Consider the following 21462-nt stretch of genomic DNA (forward strand, 5'->3'; position numbering starts at 1 on the left):
GTTGTCAATAAACCATATGTATTTCAGGGGGCTGCTGGAAAGCAGAGCCCACGTGGCTGAATATGGCGCTTCACAAACAGTCTATGATTCCCGCGGCCGCTCCGCCGGTCCACGCCGTAACGACGGTTCGTTCAGCTTCCGCCGCACTATGCTTACGACTATGTCAACCAGCCTCCACCACCGCGCGATTGAGCACCTCGGCAGCCGGATCGTCGCGGGACAGCTCCCGGCCGGTCACATTATGCTGGCCGAACACCTCGAAGGTGAACTCAGCGTGTCCCGTTCGGTGGTCCGCGAAGCAGTGCGTGTGCTGCAGTCCCTCGGCCTGGTGGAAACAACCAAAAGGGTGGGGATCCGGGTCCTCCCATTCAGCCGCTGGAATCCGTTCGATCCGCAGGTGATCCGCTGGCGCCTTGCCGGCGAGGGCCGTGGAGCGCAGCTGCGCTCCCTCGCAGAGCTGCGCACCGCCGTCGAACCCGTTGCCGCCGAGCTGGCCGCCACCAACGCCCCGGAGTCGATCCGGCGGGAGATCGTGGAAGTTTCCCACGCCATGCGCGACGCCGGCCGCGCCGGGGACGTGCCACGGTTCCTTGAGCTCGATATCCACTTCCATTCCCTGCTGCTAACGGGCTCCGGAAACGAGATGTTTGCGAACATGGTGGGCCAGGTGGCGGAGACCTTGACCGGGCGCACGGTGCACGGCTTGATGCCGGACCACCCAAGCAACTCGGCGCTGCAGTGGCATGTGGACGTTGCCGAAGCCATTGCCGCCGGGAACCCGGCGGCGGCCCGTGAGGCTTCTGACCGGATTATGCGAGAGACCATTTCGGAGATGGAACCAGGGTGGAAGAATCAGCCCCGGATGTTCGTACCCCTAAAGCGGCCTTAGCCACAAAATGCAGGACGTGGGGTTCCACGCCGGCGGGGACCCCACCCCGGCCGGGGTTCTAAGTCAACAGGATGGTCCCATGACCGAAGTTGAGACCGTTGTTGCCATCGCCGTTCCCCTGGAAGCAGAACCTGTGGAACGGATCCGCGCCGTCGACGCGTCCGTGGCCGTGCTGTATGAGCCCGGATTGCTGCCAGCAACCCTCATCTGCAGTGGATCCAGGCCTTGGCGGCCGGTGCCGGCTGCGCGGTCAAGGCTTCGGGGCTGGACAAGGAGTCCCTCAGGAAACTGAGAATCACCACCTCGGCGGGCGTGCACGCGTTGCCCTTGGCGGAGTTCTCCGCGCCGGGTATCCTCAACGGCTTCAAAGGCACCGAGGACCTCGCCCGGGACCAGGCGGATAAATTCTGGCCGGAGGTCCGCACCCCCACCCGGCTGGTCAGTGGCTCATATCTTGTCATCACCGGTCTCGGTGAGATCGGGCTGGAGACGGCCCGGATCGCGCGTGCGCTGGGCATGAGCGTGAGCGGCACCAAACGTACCGTGGAGGCGCTCGACAAAATCGCGGAGGTAACTGACAACGAGGGCCTTGCCGGGCTGCTGCCGGCCGCCGACGCCGTCGTCAACACGCTGCCGGGTACTGCCAGCACCGAGAAGCTGTTCGACCGGAAGATTTTCAGCGCCAAGAAGCCGGGCACCGTGTTCATCAACGTGGGCCGCGGCAGCGTGGTGGACGAGGACGCCCTGCTGGAGGCACTCGACTCCGGTCAGGTGTCCTATGCGTGCCTGGAAGTGTTTGCGGTGGAACCGCTCCCGGTGGACAGCCCGCTGTGGGACCACCCCAACGTGCTGGTCTCCCCGCACAGCTCTGCCCTCAGCGCTGCAGAAAACCAGCTCACTACGGACCGCTTCTGCGCCAATCTGCGGATCTTCCTCGACGGCGGCGACCTCCCCCACCTGGTGGATCCCGTCCACTTTTACTAGGCGCTGCGGGTACTAAGCGGGCCGACGCCGGGAGGGCCCGTCCCAGCGGCCTGCTCGGCAACGTCTCGTCCCACGTGCTGCCATGAATTAGACCATCGAATGGGCATTTTCGCTGGGCGACATGGCCATCCAGGTGTTTTATATTTCCCACTTTTCACGGTATATTCATTACAAGCCTTCCACCGCGGCATCCCCCAATAGTCGCGGTGGAAGGCTTTTCCATTGCCCGGCTCCTATGCCCGCCTTTACAGGATTGGCCCCGCGGCAGCGCAGTCAGCCGGCGGCCCCGACGCCGTGTCTAGGCCACGTCCGCAGTGGCCTCCCGGAGCCGCCAGCCGCCGCCCAGGCCATCCCGGATTATTTCCATGGTGGTAAGCGCGGAGCCTGCGTTCCGGCCAAGGCGCACCTGGACCTGCCACACCTCGACATCGACCCGGCTCAGTCCTTTGGGCATCCGCCGCTCCGCCTCCCACCAACTCACCCGCTCGAACCAGCGGACCGGCTCGGCGCCAACAATCCATTCGCGGCCGCCTCGCAGCACTGTTTTGGGCCGGCCGTTCGGACCCGATTTCACCATCACGTGTTCCATGCATGTCACGATAGGGCGGGGCTGCGACAATTTTCCGTGCGCATCTCCTGGCCGGGATGCAAGCAGTCTGACGGGCCGGGATCAACCGACCACCGAGTAAGCGGAATACCTGAAGTAGTGGTTACGCCGTGGTTCACGGCGGGGATCCACGTGGGGCGGCGGAATGAACCATGGGATGCCGCCGCTGACCTGGATGGTCCATTTCTCCTTGTGCACCAGGTGGTGGTGATGTGAACAGAGAAGGGTGCCATTTTCTGTGCCTGATGTCCCGCCCCGCGACCAATAGGTGATGTGGTGGGCTTCGCACCATGACGCCGGAATGGTGCAACCCGGAAAGGCGCACCCCAGGTCCCGTGCGGTGATGGCTTTGCGGACGTGGGGCGGAAAGACCCGCGAGGCCCTGCCGACGTCCAATGTCCTGCCTTCTCCCCCCAGCACCACCGGGATGATGTCGGCGTCGCAGGCGATCTTCCGAACGGTCGATGCGGTGACCGGCCCGGTGAGCAGGAAGCTTCCCCCGGTACTGGCGGTGCGGCCTTCCAGGTCGTCGAGCAGGTTTCGGTAGGCGATGGTGACCATCACCTGCGGCCGGAGTCCACCTGCGGAAGGCAGCGTTCCGGACGCCAGGGCCACTGAACAGGCGCCCACGAGGCCGTCGAGATGCTTTTGCGGCCGGGATCGGCGGTCCAGGCCGTTCACTGCCGCCTCCTGGCCGGTTCCGCCGAGCGGGCCGGACTGGGTGCGTGGATTCGTGGCGGTGTTCATGACCGTCAGCAACTGCTCGAACTGCTCTGCGGTGGCGAAGATCTCGACATGCTACAACCCAAAACGCGGCCGGCGCACGAAGGCTCCCTGAACCTGCCGCAACACTTCCTCGGCAGGCTCCGCGCCGTCCTGATCCAGGGCGTCGGTCCATCGGCGGGCTACCCGGACTAGAAAGTCGGGGTCATGCTCGATCGCCGTCAGGGTCAGGGCGTGTTCCATTCGCTGCGTGGCTTCAGCGGTGCAACGGTGACGGACCCGATCCAATGCGCTGGTGATGAGACTTGCCGAATGCGAGGCCACGGAGCCGGCCGCCACTGCCGCGCTCAGTTCCCCGTGACGGGGTGGCACCGGCTGACCGGTGATGCCGGTCTGCGGCAGGATGCTCGCGCTCAGGCACAATCGGCGTCGGACTTCCGCGGCGCTGACTCTCAAGCTGGCCCGCAGAAACTCGGTGGAATTGCGGTAGCCATCGTCCGCCGGTTGCGCCGCCGGGCCGCGGGCGGCTTCTTCTGCAGACCATCCAGTGGCCCACGAGGTCACCGCCGAACCCCCTGCAGCTGCTTCCTTTCGGGCGCGGTCCACGGCGCCTGCCGCGAGGACCTGAAAGTAATCCATCACCCGGGAGATATCCTCAACGCGGCGTGCAAAGTCAGCAGCCCCGGCGAAACCCAGCAACGCGGCGTCTCCCGCCGCCGTCGAACTCATCGAGCGGAGGAGCCTCAGAACATGGTCCAGGTCCGGCGCGGTCTGCTGGCCGGCGGTCTCGACAGTTTCCCGGAAGGGAAGAAAATCCTCGGTGGTCTCCATAAACTCGATGCTGCCACCGGGGTGTGACAAAAAGGGGCCGGCGCCGAACGCCGATCACTCAGTCCAGATGGCTGACCCCTGCGCCGGAACGATCGTGGGCTAAGGGATGTTTGCAATCTCTCACGGGTGGTGGCGACGCCCACAGCTGGAGAGGGCTTTACATCCCTGTGCGCCGCGACACCTCGTCTGCGACGGTCAGGAGGGCCGTTTCGAACGCTGCCAATTCCTTATCGGAGAGGCCCGTGGTGGATGAAGCGATCATCGTATTGAACTGGGCGTGAATGTCCGCCACCACCGAGTGTCCGCTATCGGTCAGCTCCAGGCACAAGCTGCGGCGGTCGTTGGGATGGGCAAGCCGTTCAAGCCACCCCAGATTTACCAGCCGGGTTGAGATCGCCGTAATGGCGCCGGTGGTCAGTTCCATGTGTTCCGCAAGCTGCTTCGGTGTCACGCTGGCCTGCTCGGCAATCCAGAACAGAGCCCGCAGTTCACTGGGCGACAGGCCGTGGTCGGTGGCGATTTTCTCGCGGTTACGCTCCAGTGCTCGGACGAATCTGACGGCTGCATAGGGAAAGCCCGCGAGGGCGTACGTCGTGCGCGGTGTTTCCCGTCCCATCGCCCCTCCTGATCGAGGCCTGTATGCCTCGGTTGTTCTGCCTGGTTTCTTGGTGAAAAAAAATCTACATAAGTGACCTAGTAACTTACTGACTAAGACAACTATAATTCATGGTACGGCCGGGTTTTCGAAAACCGCGCTCGGACACCACACAACGATGGAGGATCCGTGATTACTGACTCTCTAACAAAGGGCCAATACGATACCGTCTACAACTTCCTGTCTCTGGTCATCGCGTCGCAGCTATTCACGGCACTATTTCTGCTGATCGCGTTGCCGCGGATCCTGCCACGTTACCGGCAAGCGATAACGGTGGCCATCATCGTCTGCGGCATCGCTGCTTACCACTATTTTAGGATCTTTGACTCCTTCCGGGCGTCGTTCGTGACTGAGGCAGTGGGCGGCGAGGGAGACTATACGCAGGCCGTTGGCCAGTCGTTCAACGAGGGATATCGTTACGTCGATTGGCTGCTGACGGTGCCGCTGCTGCTGTTTGAACTCATTGCCGTGCTCGCGCTCGCGCGATCAGCTCAAAAACGGCTCATCCGGCAACTCATCCCGGCTGCCGCGCTCATGATCATTCTCGGCTACCCGGGCGAAATCAGCGGCGACAACGGAATTCGCGGACTCTTCGGTCTGCTCTCGACCATCCCGTTCGTCTACATCCTGTACGTCCTGTTCGTGCAACTCACCAAGTCCTTGGGCAATCAGCCCGTCGCGGTGCGGGGCACCCTCAGCCGGCTGCGCTTCCTCCTCCTTGCGAGCTGGCTTGTCTACCCGATCGCGTATCTGCTCCCAGTGCTGAACATTGCGGGCTCGGATGCCTGGGTGTTCAAACAGGTTGGCTACTCGGTCGCTGACATTGCGGCTAAGTCAGTCTACGGGCTCATTATCTTCTATGTCGCTCGGGTGAAGTCCTACGAAGACGACCCGGAGTTTGCCAGGATCGAAATGTCGAAGGACGATGCCGTGGCTGTCCGCAGGTAGCCTTCCTCGGTCGCCCCGGCCAGCCGCTCCCGAGAACGCCGCGGCCAACCCGGAGGAACACGGCAAAAACCCCGCCAGGCGGCCGGACGGCTCGCTACTGACGGGGTTTTACTGGTGGGTCCTACCGGGATCGAACCGATGACATCCACGGTGTAAACGTGGCGCTCTACCAGCTGAGCTAAAGACCCAAACCGCTGATTCGGCGCTTGGGCGCTTGAACCAACGAACAGTTACTGTACCGGATGAACCCGGCGGAGCGCCAATCGGACCCCGAACGGTTCAGATCGGCGGCAGTTCGGATGCGAGCCAGCTGAGTGCTTCACTGACCCCGGCATCGAGCTTTATGGCGGCGAGATCATCTCCTCGGGTCTGGCCCCGGTTGATGATCACAACGGGCTTGCCGTGCTTGGCGGCATGCCGGGCAAACCGCAACCCGCTCATCACAGTCAGCGAAGAACCGGCCACCAGTAGCGCCGCGGCGTCGTCCACCATGGAATAAGAACGCTCCACCCGGTCCTTGGGAACGTTTTCGCCGAAGTAGACAAAATCCGGCTTCAGCATGCCGCCGCAGGCCGGACAGTTGGCCACCACAAAAGTCCGGATCAGGGCGGCATCCTCGACTGTGGCATCGGCGTCGGGAGCCATTTCCACCGCCCCGGCGGCCAGCGCCCGGTCCAGGAAGCCGGGATTCAGTTCCGTCAGCACTCCCGCCAAGAGCGTCCTGCTGTAACGCCTGTGGCACGAAAGGCAGGCGACCTGGTCAAAACGGCCGTGCAGGTCAACCACGTTGATGCTCCCGGCGGCCTCGTGGAGCCGGTCAACGTTCTGGGTGATGAGCCCGGTGAGCAGCCCCCGGCGTTCCAGGCGGGCGACGGCGGCGTGGCCCTCATTGGGGTCGGCGCGGCGCAGGTGGGACCAGCCGATGTGGTTGCGCGCCCAATAGCGGCGCCTGTTGTCCGCTTCGCCGATAAATTCCTGGTACGTCATGGGCGCCCGTGGAGCGGCTCCCGGGCCGCGGTAATCCGGGATGCCCGAATCCGTGCTCAGCCCGGCGCCCGTCAGCAGGGCGAAGCGCTCCCCCGCAAGGACGCCGCGGATCTCCTGCAGGACCCCGAGTTCGTCCGATGCCGGCTCGGCGGCCGGGACCGGGGGAAGACTGGCAAATCCAGTCATGCCGATTCCGGGCCGCCGCGTCCGCACCGTCTCAGATCCCGACGAGTCCCGCCAGGGCGGCGCGGTAGTCAGCGAAGTCCCGGGCCCGGCCGCGGGGATTCACCACCACGTAGCGCACGATTCCGCTCGCGTCGAGGATGAAGGTTCCGCGTTTCGCCATGCCGCTGCCGGCATCAAACACGCCGAACTGCGCGGCGACTGCACCATGCGGCCAGAAATCCGCCAGCAGGTCGAAGCCGTAGCCTTCGCTTTCGGCGTAGGCCCGGAGCGCGAACTTGCTGTCCACGGAGATCCCCAACACGGCCGCATCGGCATGCGCGAACAGTGCCAGGTTATCCCTGATTTCGCACAGTTCCCCAGTGCAGATGCCGGAGAAGGCGAAGGGGAAAAACACCAGAACAACGTTGCGGCCGCGAAACTCCGAGAGCCGCACAGGTTCACCGAATTGGTTCAGCAGTTCGAAGTCCGGGGCTTCCTCACCGACAGCGGGAACGCTGCGGGACTCATACGCAAGGTCCCCGGCGCTGGCCGCGACGCCGGTTTGGGTCACTTGTTCTTCCGTGTGACCAGACGGGTGGCGCTCCAGTCCTTGGAGACGCCCGCGGAGGTGGTGTAGTGCAGCCCGGCGGTGGGCGCAGCATCCTGGATGTCGGCCGGCGAAACGTACCCCACCCGGCCGGACTTCGGTGTCAGCACCCAGACAACGCCGCCTTCGGTCAGCGTGGTCCTCGAGCCGACGAGGGTGTCAACGAGGTCGCCGTCACCGGATCTCCACCAGAGAATGACGGAATCAACGACTTCGTGGTCATCCTCATCAAAGAGTTCCGAGCCGGTGAGATCTTCGATGTCGTCGCGCAGATCGAAGTCGACATCATCGTCATAACCGAATTCCTGAATCAGGTCCCCGGTTTTGAATCCCAGTTTTTCCGCCACATTTACCGAAGTGGCGGCGTCGGCCTCGCTCACGTGTTGCTCCTATGTTTGGTGTTTTCAATAGCTCTAGTGATTTCCATTACTCCAAGCCAACACCCTTTGCGCCTGCGCTTCAAGCTGTTGGCCCCGCGATCCGCCATATTCTGCGTCACACAGGGCGATCCTAGCGCCGCGGTGCGGCACATCGTCACACAACCAGTATGCCGGTCAAATACGAACCGGCGCCCACCCGGCGGCTACGCATCCCCCAGCTGTCGGAGCTAGAGTGGCTGATGACGACTACGCCTGTGAGGGCGGACGCCCCGCTGACCAAGGCGGGGAGAGTTGTGATTGGACCGTGTCCGGCGCACATGACCGGGCAGATGTAACCGATACGTCGCACACGTCGCGTTCACGCCAGGCAGTTACCCTGCCGCAGCTGAGGGCGCCGATGAATGCGCTCAAAGAGAGGTTGGACGTGGCTGCAGGAGAAGAGACCTCCCATATCCTTAGCGGGTTGACTAACCAGCTGCCTGATCGTGATCCGGAAGAGACCGCCGAATGGCTGGAGTCCCTGGATGACTTGATTCAGGAACAGGGCACCGAGCGTGCCCAGTACATAATGCGCAGCCTGCTTCAGCGGGCCGGCGCGCAAAGCGTGGGTGTTCCGATGGTCACCACCACCGACTACGTCAACACCATCCCGGTGGACCAGGAAGCAGAGTTCCCCGGCGACGAGGAAATCGAGCGGAAGTACCGGGCGTGGCTGCGGTGGAATGCGGCGATTATGGTGCACCGGGCGCAGCGCGCCGATATCGGCGTCGGCGGACACATCTCCACCTACGCCGGAGCCGCGACCCTCTACGAGGTCGGGTTCAACCACTTCTTCCGCGGCAAGGATCATCCCGGCGGCGGTGACCAGGTCTTTTTCCAGGGCCATGCCTCTCCCGGGATGTACGCCCGGGCGTTTATGGAAGGCCGGTTGTCCGAGGAGGACCTGGACGGTTTCCGGCAGGAGAAATCCAAGGAAGGCCACGCGCTTTCCTCGTACCCGCATCCTCGGTTGATGCCGGAGTTCTGGGAATTCCCCACGGTTTCGATGGGTATCGGGCCGATGAACGCGATTTATCAGGCGCAGTCCAACCGGTATCTGGCCAACCGCGGTATCAAGGACACCTCGGACCAGCAGGTCTGGGCGTTCCTGGGTGATGGGGAAATGGACGAGCCGGAGTCCCGGGGCCTGCTCCAGCTCGCCGCGAACGACAAGCTCGATAACCTGAACTTCGTGATCAACTGCAACCTCCAGCGCCTCGACGGGCCCGTGCGGGGCAACGGCAAGATCATGCAGGAACTCGAGGCATTCTTCCGCGGCGCGGGCTGGAACGTGATCAAGGTCGTTTGGGGCCGGGAGTGGGATGACCTCCTGGCCAAGGACGAGGACGGTTCGCTGGTGAAGATCATGAACGAAACCGTCGACGGCGATTACCAGACGTACAAGGCCGAGTCCGGTGCGTTTGTCCGGGAGCACTTCTTCGGCCAGACTCCGCAGACCAAGGAAATGGTCCAGGACCTCACCGATGACCAGATCTGGAACCTCAAGCGCGGCGGCCACGACTACAACAAGGTCTACGCCGCGTACAAGGCCGCGACCGAGTTCAAGGGCAAACCCACCGTTATCCTGGCCCACACGGTCAAGGGTTACGGCCTGGGTACCCACTTCGAGGGCCGCAACGCCACGCACCAGATGAAGAAGCTCACCCTCGCGGACCTGAAGGCTTTCCGGGACCACCTGCGTATCCCGATCACCGATGACCAGCTCGAAGGGGATCTCTACCGGCCCCCGTACTACCACCCCGGCATGGACTCCCCGGAGATCAAGTACCTGATGGAACGCCGGGCCGCGCTCGGCGGCTTCGTTCCCGAACGGCGCTCCAAGCACACCGAGGTCACCCTCCCGGAGGAGAAGGTCTACGAAGTCGCCAACCGCGGCTCCGGCAAGCAGCTGGCGGCCACGACCATGGCCTTCGTCCGGCTCCTGAAGGACCTGATGCGGGATAAGGAGTTCGGTGCCCGGATCGTTCCGATCATCCCGGACGAGGCCCGGACCTTCGGGATGGACGCGTTTTTCCCGACCGCGAAGATCTACAACCCGAACGGGCAGAACTACCTCTCCGTGGACCGTGAGCTGGTCCTGGCGTACAAGGAGTCCATCTCCGGGCAGATCGTGCACGCCGGCATCAACGAGGCCGGTTCCGTCGCGGCGTTCACCGCCGCGGGGACCTCCTACGCCACCCACGGGGAGCCGCTGATCCCGATCTACGTCTTCTACTCGATGTTCGGTTTCCAGCGGACCGGGGATTCGTTCTGGGCCGCCGCGGACCAGATGACCCGCGGGTTCATCATCGGCGCCACGGCCGGCCGCACCACCCTGACCGGTGAAGGCCTGCAGCACGCCGATGGCCACTCCCCGGTCCTGGCCGCGACCAACCCGGCCGTGATGACCTACGACCCGGCCTACGGGTACGAGATCGGCGTGATCATCCGCGACGGCCTGAACCGGATGTACGGTCCGGGCCCGGCGGACAACGACCCGTCACGGAACGTGATGTACTACATCACCGTTTACAACGAACCGATCTCCCAGCCGGCAGCACCGGCGGAACTGGACGTCGAGGGCATCATCAAGGGCATCTACCTGCTCGCGCCGGCCAAGATCGATGGCCCGCGCACGCAGATCCTCGCCTCCGGCGTGTCCGTCCCGTGGGCCCTGGAAGCCCAGAAAGTCCTCGCCGAGGACTGGGGCGTCTCCGCCGACGTCTGGTCCGTGACTTCCTGGACCGAACTGCGCCGCGATGCCATGGCCGCTGAGGAAGATGCGTTCCTGAACCCAGGCAAGCCCGCACGCGTCCCGTTCGTCACCGAACAACTCGCCGGCGCTACCGGACCGATCGTCGCCGTGACCGACTACATGAAAGCCGTGCCCGACCAGATCCGCCAGTTCATCCCGAACGAGTTCGCCTCGCTCGGCGCGGACGGCTTCGGCTTCTCCGACACCCGCGCCGCAGCACGACGCTTCTTCAAGAACGACATCCACTCAGTGGTCGTCCGTTCCCTGCAGATGCTCGCCCGCCGCGGCGAAGTAGACGCCCAAGCACCCGCCCAGGCAATCGAAAAATACCGCCTGCACAACGTCAATGCCGGCACCACCGGCAACGCGGGCGGCGACTCCTAGAGTCAGCCCAGCACGGAACGACGGCGGTCCCCACCGGAAGGCGGGACCGCCGTCGTCGTTAATGCCTAACGCCCGGGAACCCGGACACCCCCGGCGGCGGACAATACTGTGATCCAGCACAAAGGCCGTTGTAGCCTTTGCACAAATGGAGCTTGGGCGGCAGGCCCCGTATGCTCGATGCATGTCCGAGCCGATCACCACTGCCGCAAAACGCAAGCCTGCCTCAAGGGCGATGTCTCCGGAGAAGGTTGAGACGCTCAAGAAACTTCGGGCCAGTGTAGGCCAGCTCTCCACCACGACACTGCGCCAGCTGGAGAAGTCCTTGCCCTGGTACAGCCGGCTGAACTCGGACGAACGTTCGGCACTGGGCATGGTGGCGCAAAACGGCATCGCCGCGTTCGTCACCTGGTTCGAACGTCCCAGCTCGCCGTCGTGGATTCTCTCCGACGTTTTCGGCACCGCGCCGACCGAGCTCACCCGCTCCATCAGCCTGCAAAAGGCCCTCCAGCTGATTCGGATTGTGGTCGAAGTGGTGGAGGACCAAGTGCCGGTGATCGCCCCGGAAGCGGACCAGGGCGCGCTGCGCGAGGCGGTCCTGCGATACTCCCGCGAGGTCGCGTTCGCCGCAGCGGACGTCTACGCCCGGGCCGCCGAATCCCGCGGCTCATGGGATACCCGACTGGAAGCACTCATTGTGGACGCCATCCTGCGCGGTGAAAACACCGACGCCCTGCGGTCCCGGATTGCCGCCCTGGGCTGGAAAGCACAGGAGCGCTTCACCGTTATGGTCGGCAATACTCCGTCCGAACCCAATGCCAGCTATGTCAGCGAACTGCGCCGCACGGCCGGGCGTTTCGCCGAAGACGCCCTTGTCGGAATCCAGGGCGACCGTCTTATCCTGATCCTTGGCGGGGTCCACGACCGGGAGACCGCCTACCTGAAGCTGGCTGAACTCTTCGCGCCCGGGCCGGTCGTCTACGGCGCCGAAGCCGGCTCCCTGCTGGAGGCCAGCAGCTCGGCGCAGTCCGCCTTCGCGGGGCTGACCGCCGCCCGTGCCTGGCCAGCCGCGCCGCGCCCGGTTGCTGCAGATGACCTCCTGCCGGAAAGAGTCATCTCCGGCGACGACGCGGCGCGCCGCTCCCTCGTCAAGAACATCTACCGCCCCCTGCTCGCGGCGTCCAACGGCCTCGTCGAGACCCTCGGGACCTACCTCGAACTTGGGCATTCGCTCGAGGCCACAGCCCGCGAACTCTTCGTCCATGCCAACACCGTGCGCTACCGGCTCAAGCGCGTCTGTGACGTCACCGGCTGGGATCCGTTGCTGCCCCGGGAGGCTTTTGTACTCCAGACGGCCCTTGTCGTTGGCCGGCTGGCGACCCCGCCGAAGCCCGCCGTCGAACGTCAGCCGTCGCGCAACAGCCCCTGAGCAGTTGTAGACTTCCTACAAAGTGACCCTGTGAGCTTGGTGCACGAATACACCGATAATCACGCCGTAGTTTGGAAAGCTGGATACGTGCTTGCAATCGTCTGCCCTGGACAGGGCTCCCAGACCCCCGGTTTTCTGGCCCCTTGGCTGGAACTGCCGCCCGTCGCAGGCCATCTGGCCTCGCTCAGCGAGATCGCGGGGATCGACCTCACCGCCCACGGCACCACTTCGGACGAGGAGACCATCAAGGACACGGCTGTTGCCCAGCCGTTGATCGTCGCCGCCGGTTTGGTGGCGGCCCGGTCGCTGTTCGACGTCGAACTGGCCACCCTCCCGGTTATCCTTGCCGGCCACTCTGTCGGCGAAATCACTGCCTCCGCCCTGGCTGGTGTGCTCACGGAGACCGAAGCCATGACGTTTGTCCGGGAACGCGCCAACAGCATGGCAGCTGCCGCCGCGGCAACCCCCACCGGCATGAGCGCGGTGGTGGGCGGCGACCCGGCCGAGGTCCTGGCCGCGATCGAGGCCTGCGGCGCCACGGCCGCCAACGTCAACGGAGCCGGCCAGACCGTCGCGGCCGGCACCCTGGACCAGCTCAAGGCCCTCGCGGAGAACCCGCCGGCCAAGGCCCGGGTGATCCCGTTGAAGGTGGCCGGTGCATTCCACACCTCGCACATGTCCCCCACCGTCGCGGCGCTGCGGGCCCTTCGCCCCGCGCTGCACCCGCGGAACCCGCAGGTGCCGCTGCTGTCCAACTTCGACGGCGCGGAAATCACCGATGGTGCCGCCGCCGTCGAAAGCCTGATCGCCCAGGTTTCCCGCCCGGTCCGCTGGGACCTCTGCATGGAAACACTCGTGAAGCGCGGCGTGACCGGCGTGATTGAACTGGCTCCGGCCGGAACACTCGCCGGACTCGCCAAGCGGGGTATGCCGGGTGTGAAGACCGTGACCGTCAAGACCCCGGACGACCTGTCCGCCGCCCTGGCCCTATTCGCAGAACTGGAAGGACAGGCATGAGTGTGCCCACATTAAAGCAGGCCCCGCTGCACGAGAACACCCGCGTTATGGGAGTCGGAGCCTACCGTCCCGACGTGATCGTCACCAACGAGGACGTCTGCCAGTGGATCGATTCCTCCGACGAGTGGATCCGCCAGCGGACCGGCATCATCACCCGGCACCGCGCCTCCGCTGACATCAGCGTGATTGACATGGCTGAGGGCGCTTCCCGAGAAGCCCTGCAGAAGGCCGGCATCGAGGCCTCCCAGCTTGGCGCCGTCATCGTCTCCACCGTGACGCACCCCTACGCCACCCCGTCCGCTGCGGCGAGCCTCGCAGACCGTCTGGGTGCCACACCGGCCCCCGCCTTCGATATCTCCGCCGCTTGCGCCGGGTACTGCTACGGCATCGCCCAGGCCGATGCGCTGGTGCGGTCCGGCGCTGCCGACTACGTCCTTGTGGTCGGCGCGGAAAAGCTCTCTGACGTCATCGACAACACCGAGCGAACCATCTCCTTCCTGCTCGGCGACGGCGCCGGCGCCGTCGTGATCGGCCCCTCCGAGACCCCGGGCATCGGCCCGTCGGTGTGGGGCTCGGACGGCAGCAAGTGGGACGCAATCGGCATGACCGGGTCCATGCTGGATCTCCGCGGTCCGGCATCGGCGGGAGCGCAGGGCGGTGCTACCGGTACCGGGGAAGCCGCCGTCGCGGATCCGGCGCTTTGGCCGACGCTCCGCCAGGACGGCCAGACGGTATTCCGCTGGGCAGTCTGGGAGATGGCCAAAGTCGCGCAGCAGGCGCTGGACGCCGCCGGCATCACCGCCGACGATCTCGCGGCCTTCATTCCGCACCAGGCGAACATGCGGATCATCGACGAGATGGCCAAAAAACTGAAGCTTCCCGGGACGGTCATCATCGCCCGGGACATCGCCGACGCCGGCAACACTTCCGCAGCGTCCATCCCCCTGGCCACCCATCGGCTGCTGCAGGAAAACCCGCAGCTCAGCGGTGGCCTGGCACTGCAGATCGGCTTCGGTGCCGGACTGGTCTTCGGTGCCCAAGTCATTGTGCTTCCCTGAGCCCCCGGGTTCCGCCACATTCCCCCGTCTTCACATCCCGCAACAAGCCGAACCCTCGGTTTGAGTCATTCCCGCCCGAAGCTGCCGGCACAACGGCAGCCCACGGCAATAACAAGAAAAGGAGCCATCATGGCTAGCAACGAAGAGATCCTGGCCGGCCTGGCTGAAATCGTCAACGAAGAGACCGGCCTCGCCACCGAGGCTGTCGAAATGGACAAGTCCTTCACCGAGGACCTGGACATCGACTCCATCTCGATGATGACGATCGTCGTCAACGCCGAAGAGAAGTTCGGCGTGCGCATCCCGGACGAAGAAGTCAAGAACCTCAAGACCGTCGGCGACGCAGTCAGCTTCATCGCGAACGCTCAGGCCTAGTTCAGGCCCCGGCCGGTTCGGGGGCGCAACTGCACCCCCGGACCGCGCCATGTGCACCACCACCACCCGCTCCACCCCCAACGTTTTTCGCAACGCAGGCCCCGGCAGCCTTACCCAAGTCCCGGACACGGCAGGCGCACCGACAGAGAGTGATCCCATGGCACGCAAAGTAGTCATTACCGGTCTGGGTGCCACCACACCCATTGGCGGCGATGTCCCCACGATGTGGAAGAACGCGCTGAAGGGCGTCTCCGGCGCGCACACGCTCGAGGACGATTGGGTGGCCAAGTATGAACTGCCCGTCCACTTCGCCGCCCGCGCCTCCACCCCCGCCACGGAGGTCCTGAGCCGGGTCGAGGCCAAGCGCATGGACCCGTCCACGCAGTTCGCCGTTGTCGCCGCCCGCGAAGCGTGGGCCGACTCCGGCATTACCGAAATCGACCACGACCGCCTGGCCGTGGCCTTCGCCACCGGCATTGGCGGCGTCTGGACCCTCCTGGACGCCTGGGACACCCTGCGCGAAAAGGGCCCCCGCCGCGTCCTGCCCATGACCGTGCCGATGTTGATGCCCAACGGCCCGGCTGCCGCCGTCAGCCTTGACTTGGGTGCCCGCGCCGGTGCCCACACCCCGGTCTCCGCGTGTGCCTCCGGCACCGAAGCTGTTCACATGGGCCTTGACCTGATCCGCTCCGGCAAGGCCGACGTCGTTGTGTGCGGTGGCGCCGAAGCCGCCATCCACCCGATGCCGATTGCCGCATTTGCCTCCATGCAGGCCCTCTCGCGCCGCAACGACGATCCCGAGCACGCCTCACGCCCCTACGACCGCGACCGCGACGGCTTTGTGATGGGCGAGGGCGCCGGCGCCCTCGTGCTCGAAGCCGAGGAACACGCGCTGGCCCGCGGCGCCCGCATCTACGCAGAACTCGCGGGCACCTCGGTCACCGCAGACGCGTACCACATCACCGCCCCGGACCCCCAGGGCCTCGGCGCCACCCGCGCGCTGAAAGCTGCAATGTTCGATGGCCGTATCCAGCCCGAGGACGTGGTGCACGTCAACGCGCACGCCACCTCCACTCCGGTCGGCGACAAGCCCGAGTACGCTGCCCTGAAGGCGGCTTTGGGCCAGCACGTGGACAGTGTCGCGGTCTCGGCCACCAAGTCGCAGATGGGGCACCTGCTGGGCGCCTCCGGTGCGGTGGAGGCCGTGCTGACCGTGATGGCCGTTTATGACCGCAAAGCCCCGGTGACCATCAACCTGGAGAACCAGGATCCGGAAATCCCCCTCGACGTGGTTACAACGGCCCGAGACCTGCCCTCCGGCAGTATCGCGGCCCTAAGCAACTCCTTTGGCTTCGGCGGCCACAACGCCGTGATCGCGGTGCGGAGCGTCTAGCTCCAACTGCCCGCAGCACGCCGAGATGACAGATGGCGGCAATGTTCTTGGTGAACACTGCCGCCATCTGTCATCTCGGCGTAGCTATGGTGTGTGGTGCGGTGGCTCCTGGCTGGCGGGTCTTAGCCGACTTGGTGCAGCCAGCGTACCGGTGCACCTTCGGCGGCATGCCGGAAGGGTTCGAGTTCTTCGTCCCAGGCTTCGCCGAGGGCCAGGGAGAGCTCATGGTAAACCGCAGAAGGGTCGCCGGCACCGGATTCGTAGGCGTAGCGGATTCGGTCTTCGGAGACCATGATGTTTCCGTGCACGTCGGTGACGGCGTGGAAGATGCCAAGTTCGGGTGTGTGTGACCAGCGGCCGCCATCAACGCCCTGGCTGGGTTCTTCGGTGACTTCGTAGCGCAGGTGCGCCCAGCCTCGAAGAGCTGACGCCAATTGCGCCCCCGTGCCCGGGTTTCCGGTCCACGACAGTTCAGCCCGGAACATTCCGGGCGCTGCTGGCTGAGCAGTCCACTCAAGATCCGTCCGCTTGTCCACAACAGAACCTATGGCCCACTCAACGTGGGGGCACAGGGCAGTTGGGGCAGAGTGAACAAACAACACACCGCGGGTTAGTGCAACAGACATTCCATCCTCCATAGCTGTAGGTACGTCTTCCCCAACGACCTCTGCCTGGATGTGTGTCTCTTGCTCGGTTCCGCGCTGCGGATGGTCCTCGCCAGACTATTAAATTAGGGCCCGGTTCCTGGTGCTGCTGGAGGCTAAGAGCTTCAAGCGGCACTTGAAAGTTGCCGGGCGTGAGTCCCATTCTGCCGTACGCTACCGCATTACGCCAGTGCACTGCGGCGCGTCTTTCCCGGCGCGCCGCGCAGCGTAACCTCCGGGACCGGTCCCGCTAGCCGGGCCGACGCGCGGCGGCGGGATCAGGCACGCGGATGGGCCTGCTGATAGCTCTGCCGAAGCCGCTCGACGGAGACATGGGTGTAGATCTGGGTGGTGGCCAGGCTACTGTGGCCCAGGATTTCCTGCACGGCGCGGAGGTCGGCCCCGCCGTCGAGCAGGTGCGTGGCGGCAGAGTGCCGGAGGGCGTGCGGTCCGGTGGCTGCGGTGTCCCCCAGAGCTTCCAAGAGGTCGTGGACGACGCTGCGGACCTGCCGCTGGTCGACCCGTTTACCGCGCGCACCCAGGAACAGCGCGGGACCGGAGGTGTCAGTGGCTAGGACGCGCCGGCCGCGGCGGAGCCAGTCGTCGACGGCGAGCGCAGCGGGAAGCCCGTACGGCACCGTCCGTTCCTTGTTGCCTTTGCCCAGTACCCGCAGGGTCCTGCGGTCGGGATCGAGGTCGTCCACGTCTAGGCCTGCCAACTCACCGACCCGGATGCCGGTGGCGTAGAGCAGCTCAACCATGGCCCGGTTGCGCAGCGGGACGGGTCCGCCCTCGGCTGCCGCGGATTCCGCGTTTCCAACCAGCCGAAGGACCTGCTGCTGGTGCAGCACCCCGGGCAGCGACTTCTCCCGCTTGGGCGCCTTCAACCGAAGCGCGGGGTCAGCGACGATGAGTCCTTCGCGGACAGCCCAGGCGGTGAAGGCGCGGGCCGTGGCGGAGCGGCGGGCCAAGGTGGCACGGGAGATGCCCGCTTCGCTTTGGGCGCCGAGCCAGCGCCGCAAAGTGCCAAGCTCCAATCCGGGCAGCTCCTCCACTCCTTCAGAGGCGGCAAACTCCAGAAGAGAACCAACGTCGGAGAGGTAGGCGCGCACCGTATGGGGAGATCGGCCGCGTTCGGCCTCCAGGTAACGGCCGAAGTGCTGGCCGGCGGTGGCCAGTGCGGTCGGGATCTGCTGTGTGGACACTCCCCTACTCTCGCAGGAATCGCCCGGTGCTCAGGGAGCCCGACGGCGAGCCGTTGGTCGGCTGCCCTCCGTGGCACTCCGCGCCATGCCCCCGGACCCTCAACCCGCCTTCCCGGACCGCTTCCAGCCGCCGCGGTGAGCTTCGGCCAGTCCCAGCAGCCCGAGCCGGCCCAGGCCCGCGCGGACGGAATCGAGGCTGAGTCCCGCGACGGTGGTGAGCTTGTCCACCGAGGTTGTGGTCCGCAGCGGCAGGGCGTCGAGCAGGATCAGGTCCTCCAGCGTCAGCCCATCCTGGACTGCTGCGGGGCCGGTTTTGTCCTCGGGCAACGATTCGCCGCTGGGAGAGGCAAGCTCCGCAATCTCCCCCGCGTCAGTGACGCAGACTGCACCGCCTTCCCGGAGCAGCCGATGGCAACCTGCGGAGTTGGCGCTGTGCACCGAGCCGGGGACTGCCCCGACGGCCCGGCCCAACGTTTCGGCGTGGTGGGCTGTGTTCAGCGCGCCCGACCTCCACCGGGCCTCCACCACAACCGTGACCGAGGCCAGCGCGGCGATCAGCCGGTTCCGTTGCAGGAATCTGTACCGCGTCGGGGCAGAACCGGGCGGAACCTCGGCCAGGACTGCCCCCTGGTTCGCGACGGTCCGCAGCAGGTCCTCATTGCCGGCGGGATAGAAGCGGTCCACTCCCCCTGCCATCACGGCGATGGTAGGCAGGCCGCCGTCGGTTCCGCCGGCGAGGGCGGCTCGGTGGGCGTGTGCATCGATCCCGTAGGCGCCGCCCGAGATAATCGTGAACCCCCGCTGTGCCAGTGAATACGCGAGATCGCCTGTTACGGAGGCGCCGTAGGAGGTGCTGTCCCTCGAGCCGACCAGTGCAACGGATGTGGCAGGCGGCGGCAGCTCCTGTTCATTTCCCCGCCACCACAGACAGATCGGCTCCTGCAGTCCGAGGTCTGCCAACTGGCGGGGCCATAGTTCGTCGGAGGGGATGACCAGCCGCCCGCCAAGCCTCAGGATGGTGGCAAGGTCGCGTTCCGGGGCCAAGTCCTGGACTCGTGGTGCCCAGCGCTTCCGGGCCGTCGCCAGCCCCGTCCAGCCGCCGGCGGACCCGGTCTCCTCCAGGAGGAGAAATATGTCACGCTCCAGTTCCGTGCCGGCGTGAATCTCACCGGTAGCAATCCTTAGCGCATCCGCAGCGCCGGCGATGCGCACCAGTGCCAGGCCGGTGCAGTCCTGCGGCTCAAAAAGCCGCGACAACGCCGCCCGGGCGGTCCGTTCATTCTCTGTCATGGTGGCGTCCTTTTACACGATGGCTGGATAGGGGGCCGCGGCTTGACCGTGCCGGCAGGCGGGGGCACTCAGGCAGCAAGGGTTGCCTGCCGGAGGCTGAGAGCCAGCCCGATGTCGTCTGCAACCGGGATGTCGTGTTCGGCAAGATCCGCCACGGTCCAGGCCAGGCGCAACACCCGGTCGTAACCGCGGGCGGTCAGCATCCCGCGCTCCAGGGCGTGGTCCAGGATCCGGGTGGCGGGAGCACTGAGGCGGAGGGCGCCCCGGAGCACACGACCGGGCACTTGGGCGTTAGTCTCCAAGCCGAACGGCAGCAGCCGCTGAAGCTGCCGTGTCCGGGCGGCCCGGACACGGGAAGCAATGGTGGCGGTATCCTCCTCCACCCCGGGCTGGCCGAAATCGGTCAGCGATACCCGCTCCACCTGCAGCTGGATGTCGACCCTGTCCAGCAGCGGCCCGGAAATTCGGGCCAGATACCGCCGGCGCATTGTCGGGGTACAGATGCAGTCAATTCCTTTGCCTGTGCCCTTGCCGCAGGGGCACGGATTAGCCGCGAGAACAAGCTGGAAGCGGGCAGGGTACGCCGCCGTCCCAGCCGAGCGGTGCAGTACGAGTTCGCCGCTCTCCAGCGGCTGCCGGAGCGCATCCAGGACCCGGCGCTCGTATTCCGGCGCCTCGTCAAGGAACAGCACACCGCGGTGCGCCCGGGAAGCGGCCCCGGGCCGGGGCAGCCCGGAGCCACCGCCGATTATGGCCGCTGAGGTGGCGGTGTGGTGGGGGTTCTCATACGGCGGCCTGCGCACCAGTTGCAGGGAGGACGAGGCCAGTGAGCAGAGCGAATGGATGGCAGTGACTTCCATGGCCTCGGCGTCTCCAAGGTCCGGCAGGAGGCCGGGAAGCCGCTCGGCCAGCATCGTTTTCCCGGCTCCCGGCGGGCCGGTCAAAAGCAGATGGTGAGCGCCGGCGGCGGCGACCTCCAGCGCCCTGCGGGCATCCCCCTGGCCGGAAACGTCGCACATATCCGGTGGTGTGAGGTTCGGCCCCTCTGCCTCGGCCCGAGGCTCACCGGTCCCGGGATCGGGCTCGAAGTCGAGGGCCAAATCCTGTGGATCAGCACCGAAATCGAAGGCCAGCCGGGCCAGGGTGGCGTAACCACGCACCCGTGCACCGGGCACGAGTTCTGCTTCGGCGGCGTTTGCCCGCGCCACAACAATGTCGCTGTAGCCTGCCCGCACAGCAGCCATCACGGCGGGAAGAACCCCGCGGACGGGCCGCAGCCGGCCATCCAGCCCCAGTTCCGCGATGAACACTGTCCGGCCGGTGGAGCGCACATCATTGGAGGCCAGCAGGATCGCCATGGCGATGGCTAGGTCGAAGCCGGAGCCGCGTTTTGGCAGCGACGCCGGGATGAGGTTGGCCGTGATTTTCCGTCGGCTCAGCGGAATGCCCGAGTTCTGGGCGGCGCTGCGGATCCGTTCCTTCGCTTCGTTCAGGGACGCGTCGGGCAGGCCCAAAATGATGAACGCCGGGAGGGTCTGGCCGATGTCGGCTTCGACTTCGACGATGTAGCCGTTGAGCCCCACAAGCGCCACGGAGTAGCTCCGTCCGAGAGCCACCTACCCCACCCCTTTGAGGTGTTCGACAGTGGGCTCGCCGATGCCGTCGTCGAGGACGGCAATCACATCCAGTCGGCGCAGCGGTGCCCGCCGGCTGTGGTCGCGGCACCACGCGGAAGCGAGGCGGTGCAGCCGGGCCAGCTTGTCCACGCCGACGGCTTCGAAAGGATGCCCGTAGTCCAGGGAGCTGCGAGTCTTCACCTCTGCGATGACCAGGGTGTCGCCGTCGAGGGCAACTATGTCTACTTCGCCCTCGGAACACCGCCAGTTGCGGTCCAGGATCCGCATGCCGCGGGCTTCCAGGTATCCGGCCGCGAATTCCTCGCCCCGACGGCCCAGCACGTCTTTAGCTCTCATGTAACCAGCGTGCGGCGGCGCCGCTGGGCAGCCTAGGGCGTCAGGACGCTATGTGGAAAACCATGGCGAAGAAAGCGCTGGACAGAGGAGTGCGCTGCCACCCCGGCAGTACCGCTGTCATCGCCGG

Annotated in this window: 20 protein-coding genes, 1 tRNA gene and 1 pseudogene; 9 read left to right on the forward strand and 13 right to left on the reverse strand. The window is 65.6% G+C overall.

Annotation, left to right across the window (positions count from 1 at the left end):
- The first annotated feature begins 160 nt into the window (after positions 1-160).
- Together QI450_RS09825 and QI450_RS09830 are read left to right on the forward strand one after the other, a co-directional pair.
- Positions 161-889, forward strand: a complete 729-nt coding sequence (locus QI450_RS09825) for an FCD domain-containing protein (RefSeq protein WP_226774955.1) — start codon at positions 161-163, stop codon at positions 887-889.
- 225 nt (positions 890-1114) lie between these two features.
- Positions 1115-1873: a D-2-hydroxyacid dehydrogenase gene (locus tag QI450_RS09830; protein WP_226774956.1), complete on the forward strand. Its 759-nt coding sequence runs from the start codon at positions 1115-1117 to the stop codon at positions 1871-1873.
- A 298-nt stretch (positions 1874-2171) separates the two neighbouring features.
- On the opposite strand, the gene QI450_RS09835 is transcribed toward QI450_RS09830, so the two are convergent.
- From QI450_RS09835 to QI450_RS09845, 4 genes and pseudogenes are all read right to left on the reverse strand, one after another.
- A complete protein-coding gene (locus tag QI450_RS09835; RefSeq protein ID WP_226774957.1) occupies positions 2172-2462 on the reverse strand; it encodes a hypothetical protein in 291 nt (96 codons plus the stop codon).
- An 81-nt stretch (positions 2463-2543) separates the two neighbouring features.
- Positions 2544-2825 carry an HNH endonuclease signature motif containing protein gene (locus QI450_RS18110; RefSeq protein WP_348994535.1) on the reverse strand — a complete coding sequence of 94 codons (282 nt, stop codon included), beginning with the start codon at positions 2823-2825 and terminating at the stop codon, positions 2544-2546.
- Positions 2823-4034: pseudogene (locus tag QI450_RS09840) on the reverse strand (DUF222 domain-containing protein); the annotation flags it as partial. The pseudogene QI450_RS09840 and the gene QI450_RS18110, both read right to left, overlap by 3 nt.
- Before the next feature lie 157 nt (positions 4035-4191).
- Positions 4192-4650 carry a MarR family transcriptional regulator gene (locus QI450_RS09845; RefSeq protein WP_226774958.1) on the reverse strand — a complete coding sequence of 153 codons (459 nt, stop codon included), beginning with the start codon at positions 4648-4650 and terminating at the stop codon, positions 4192-4194.
- Between the two features lie 168 nt (positions 4651-4818).
- On the opposite strand from QI450_RS09845, the gene QI450_RS09850 reads away from it, so the two are divergent.
- Positions 4819-5637 (forward strand): bacteriorhodopsin-like, encoded by an 819-nt coding sequence (locus QI450_RS09850; RefSeq protein ID WP_226774959.1) that lies wholly within the window; start codon positions 4819-4821, stop codon positions 5635-5637.
- A 112-nt stretch (positions 5638-5749) separates the two neighbouring features.
- Here QI450_RS09850 and QI450_RS09855 read toward each other — a convergent pair.
- The 4 genes from QI450_RS09855 to QI450_RS09870 all read right to left on the reverse strand — a co-directional run bounded on the left by QI450_RS09855 (position 5750) and on the right by QI450_RS09870 (position 7776).
- Positions 5750-5825, reverse strand: a tRNA-Val gene (locus QI450_RS09855).
- Between the two features lie 91 nt (positions 5826-5916).
- Positions 5917-6837 carry an NAD-dependent protein deacetylase gene (locus tag QI450_RS09860; protein WP_226774960.1) on the reverse strand — a complete coding sequence of 307 codons (921 nt, stop codon included), beginning with the start codon at positions 6835-6837 and terminating at the stop codon, positions 5917-5919.
- A gap of 4 nt (positions 6838-6841) precedes the next feature.
- The gene (locus QI450_RS09865) at positions 6842-7360 is read right to left on the reverse strand and encodes a peroxiredoxin (RefSeq protein WP_226774961.1); all 519 of its coding nucleotides are present in this window, start codon (positions 7358-7360) and stop codon (positions 6842-6844) included.
- Positions 7357-7776: a DUF3052 domain-containing protein gene (locus QI450_RS09870; RefSeq protein ID WP_226774962.1), complete on the reverse strand. Its 420-nt coding sequence runs from the start codon at positions 7774-7776 to the stop codon at positions 7357-7359. Before QI450_RS09870 ends, QI450_RS09865 begins: the two co-directional genes overlap by 4 nt.
- A gap of 397 nt (positions 7777-8173) precedes the next feature.
- Here QI450_RS09870 and aceE point away from each other — a divergent pair, with 397 nt between their 5' ends.
- The 6 genes from aceE to fabF all read left to right on the forward strand — a co-directional run bounded on the left by aceE (position 8174) and on the right by fabF (position 16223).
- Positions 8174-10954, forward strand: coding sequence for a pyruvate dehydrogenase (acetyl-transferring), homodimeric type (aceE, locus tag QI450_RS09875; protein ID WP_226774963.1), 2781 nt, complete (start codon positions 8174-8176; stop codon positions 10952-10954).
- Between the two features lie 181 nt (positions 10955-11135).
- Entirely contained in the window at positions 11136-12380 is a 1245-nt protein-coding gene (locus QI450_RS09880) for a helix-turn-helix domain-containing protein (protein WP_226774964.1), read from the forward strand.
- 87 nt (positions 12381-12467) lie between these two features.
- Positions 12468-13397, forward strand: a complete 930-nt coding sequence (locus QI450_RS09885; protein ID WP_226774965.1) for an ACP S-malonyltransferase — start codon at positions 12468-12470, stop codon at positions 13395-13397.
- On the forward strand, positions 13394-14455 hold the full coding sequence (locus QI450_RS09890) for a beta-ketoacyl-ACP synthase III (protein ID WP_226774966.1): 1062 nt from the start codon (positions 13394-13396) through the stop codon (positions 14453-14455). Before QI450_RS09885 ends, QI450_RS09890 begins: the two co-directional genes overlap by 4 nt.
- A 129-nt stretch (positions 14456-14584) precedes the next feature.
- A complete protein-coding gene (locus tag QI450_RS09895) occupies positions 14585-14830 on the forward strand; it encodes an acyl carrier protein (protein WP_018773434.1) in 246 nt (81 codons plus the stop codon).
- A gap of 157 nt (positions 14831-14987) precedes the next feature.
- Positions 14988-16223, forward strand: coding sequence for a beta-ketoacyl-ACP synthase II (gene fabF / locus QI450_RS09900; protein ID WP_226774967.1), 1236 nt, complete (start codon positions 14988-14990; stop codon positions 16221-16223).
- 122 nt (positions 16224-16345) lie between these two features.
- Here fabF and QI450_RS09905 read toward each other — a convergent pair whose 3' ends face one another.
- The 5 genes from QI450_RS09905 to QI450_RS09925 form a co-directional block, all read right to left on the reverse strand.
- Positions 16346-16849: a DUF3145 domain-containing protein gene (locus QI450_RS09905; protein ID WP_056426723.1), complete on the reverse strand. Its 504-nt coding sequence runs from the start codon at positions 16847-16849 to the stop codon at positions 16346-16348.
- Between the two features lie 296 nt (positions 16850-17145).
- Complete coding sequence (locus QI450_RS09910) at positions 17146-18072, reverse strand: tyrosine recombinase XerC (RefSeq protein ID WP_282467999.1); 927 nt, start codon at positions 18070-18072, stop codon at positions 17146-17148.
- Between the two features lie 99 nt (positions 18073-18171).
- Positions 18172-19362, reverse strand: coding sequence for a DNA-processing protein DprA (gene dprA, locus QI450_RS09915; protein ID WP_226773351.1), 1191 nt, complete (start codon positions 19360-19362; stop codon positions 18172-18174).
- A gap of 68 nt (positions 19363-19430) precedes the next feature.
- Positions 19431-20978: a YifB family Mg chelatase-like AAA ATPase gene (locus QI450_RS09920; RefSeq protein ID WP_226773352.1), complete on the reverse strand. Its 1548-nt coding sequence runs from the start codon at positions 20976-20978 to the stop codon at positions 19431-19433.
- Complete coding sequence (locus QI450_RS09925; RefSeq protein WP_226773353.1) at positions 20979-21335, reverse strand: YraN family protein; 357 nt, start codon at positions 21333-21335, stop codon at positions 20979-20981.
- Between the last annotated feature and the right edge of the window lie 127 nt (positions 21336-21462).

It is taken from the genome of Arthrobacter sp. EM1 (genome assembly GCF_029964055.1).
GTDB lineage: Bacteria > Actinomycetota > Actinomycetes > Actinomycetales > Micrococcaceae > Arthrobacter.

Coding starts and splice junctions, on each gene's coding strand:
- QI450_RS09825 (WP_226774955.1), top strand. CDS start 161: ATGTCAACCAGCCTCCACCACCGCGCGATTGAGCACCTCGGCAGCCGG.
- QI450_RS09835 (WP_226774957.1), bottom strand. CDS start 2,462: ATGGAACACGTGATGGTGAAATCGGGTCCGAACGGCCGGCCCAAAACA.
- QI450_RS09845 (WP_226774958.1), bottom strand. CDS start 4,650: ATGGGACGGGAAACACCGCGCACGACGTACGCCCTCGCGGGCTTTCCC.
- aceE (WP_226774963.1), top strand. CDS start 8,174: ATGAATGCGCTCAAAGAGAGGTTGGACGTGGCTGCAGGAGAAGAGACC.
- QI450_RS09880 (WP_226774964.1), top strand. CDS start 11,136: ATGTCCGAGCCGATCACCACTGCCGCAAAACGCAAGCCTGCCTCAAGG.
- QI450_RS09890 (WP_226774966.1), top strand. CDS start 13,394: ATGAGTGTGCCCACATTAAAGCAGGCCCCGCTGCACGAGAACACCCGC.
- QI450_RS09895 (WP_018773434.1), top strand. CDS start 14,585: ATGGCTAGCAACGAAGAGATCCTGGCCGGCCTGGCTGAAATCGTCAAC.
- fabF (WP_226774967.1), top strand. CDS start 14,988: ATGGCACGCAAAGTAGTCATTACCGGTCTGGGTGCCACCACACCCATT.
- QI450_RS09905 (WP_056426723.1), bottom strand. CDS start 16,849: ATGTCTGTTGCACTAACCCGCGGTGTGTTGTTTGTTCACTCTGCCCCA.
- dprA (WP_226773351.1), bottom strand. CDS start 19,362: ATGACAGAGAATGAACGGACCGCCCGGGCGGCGTTGTCGCGGCTTTTT.
- QI450_RS09925 (WP_226773353.1), bottom strand. CDS start 21,335: ATGAGAGCTAAAGACGTGCTGGGCCGTCGGGGCGAGGAATTCGCGGCC.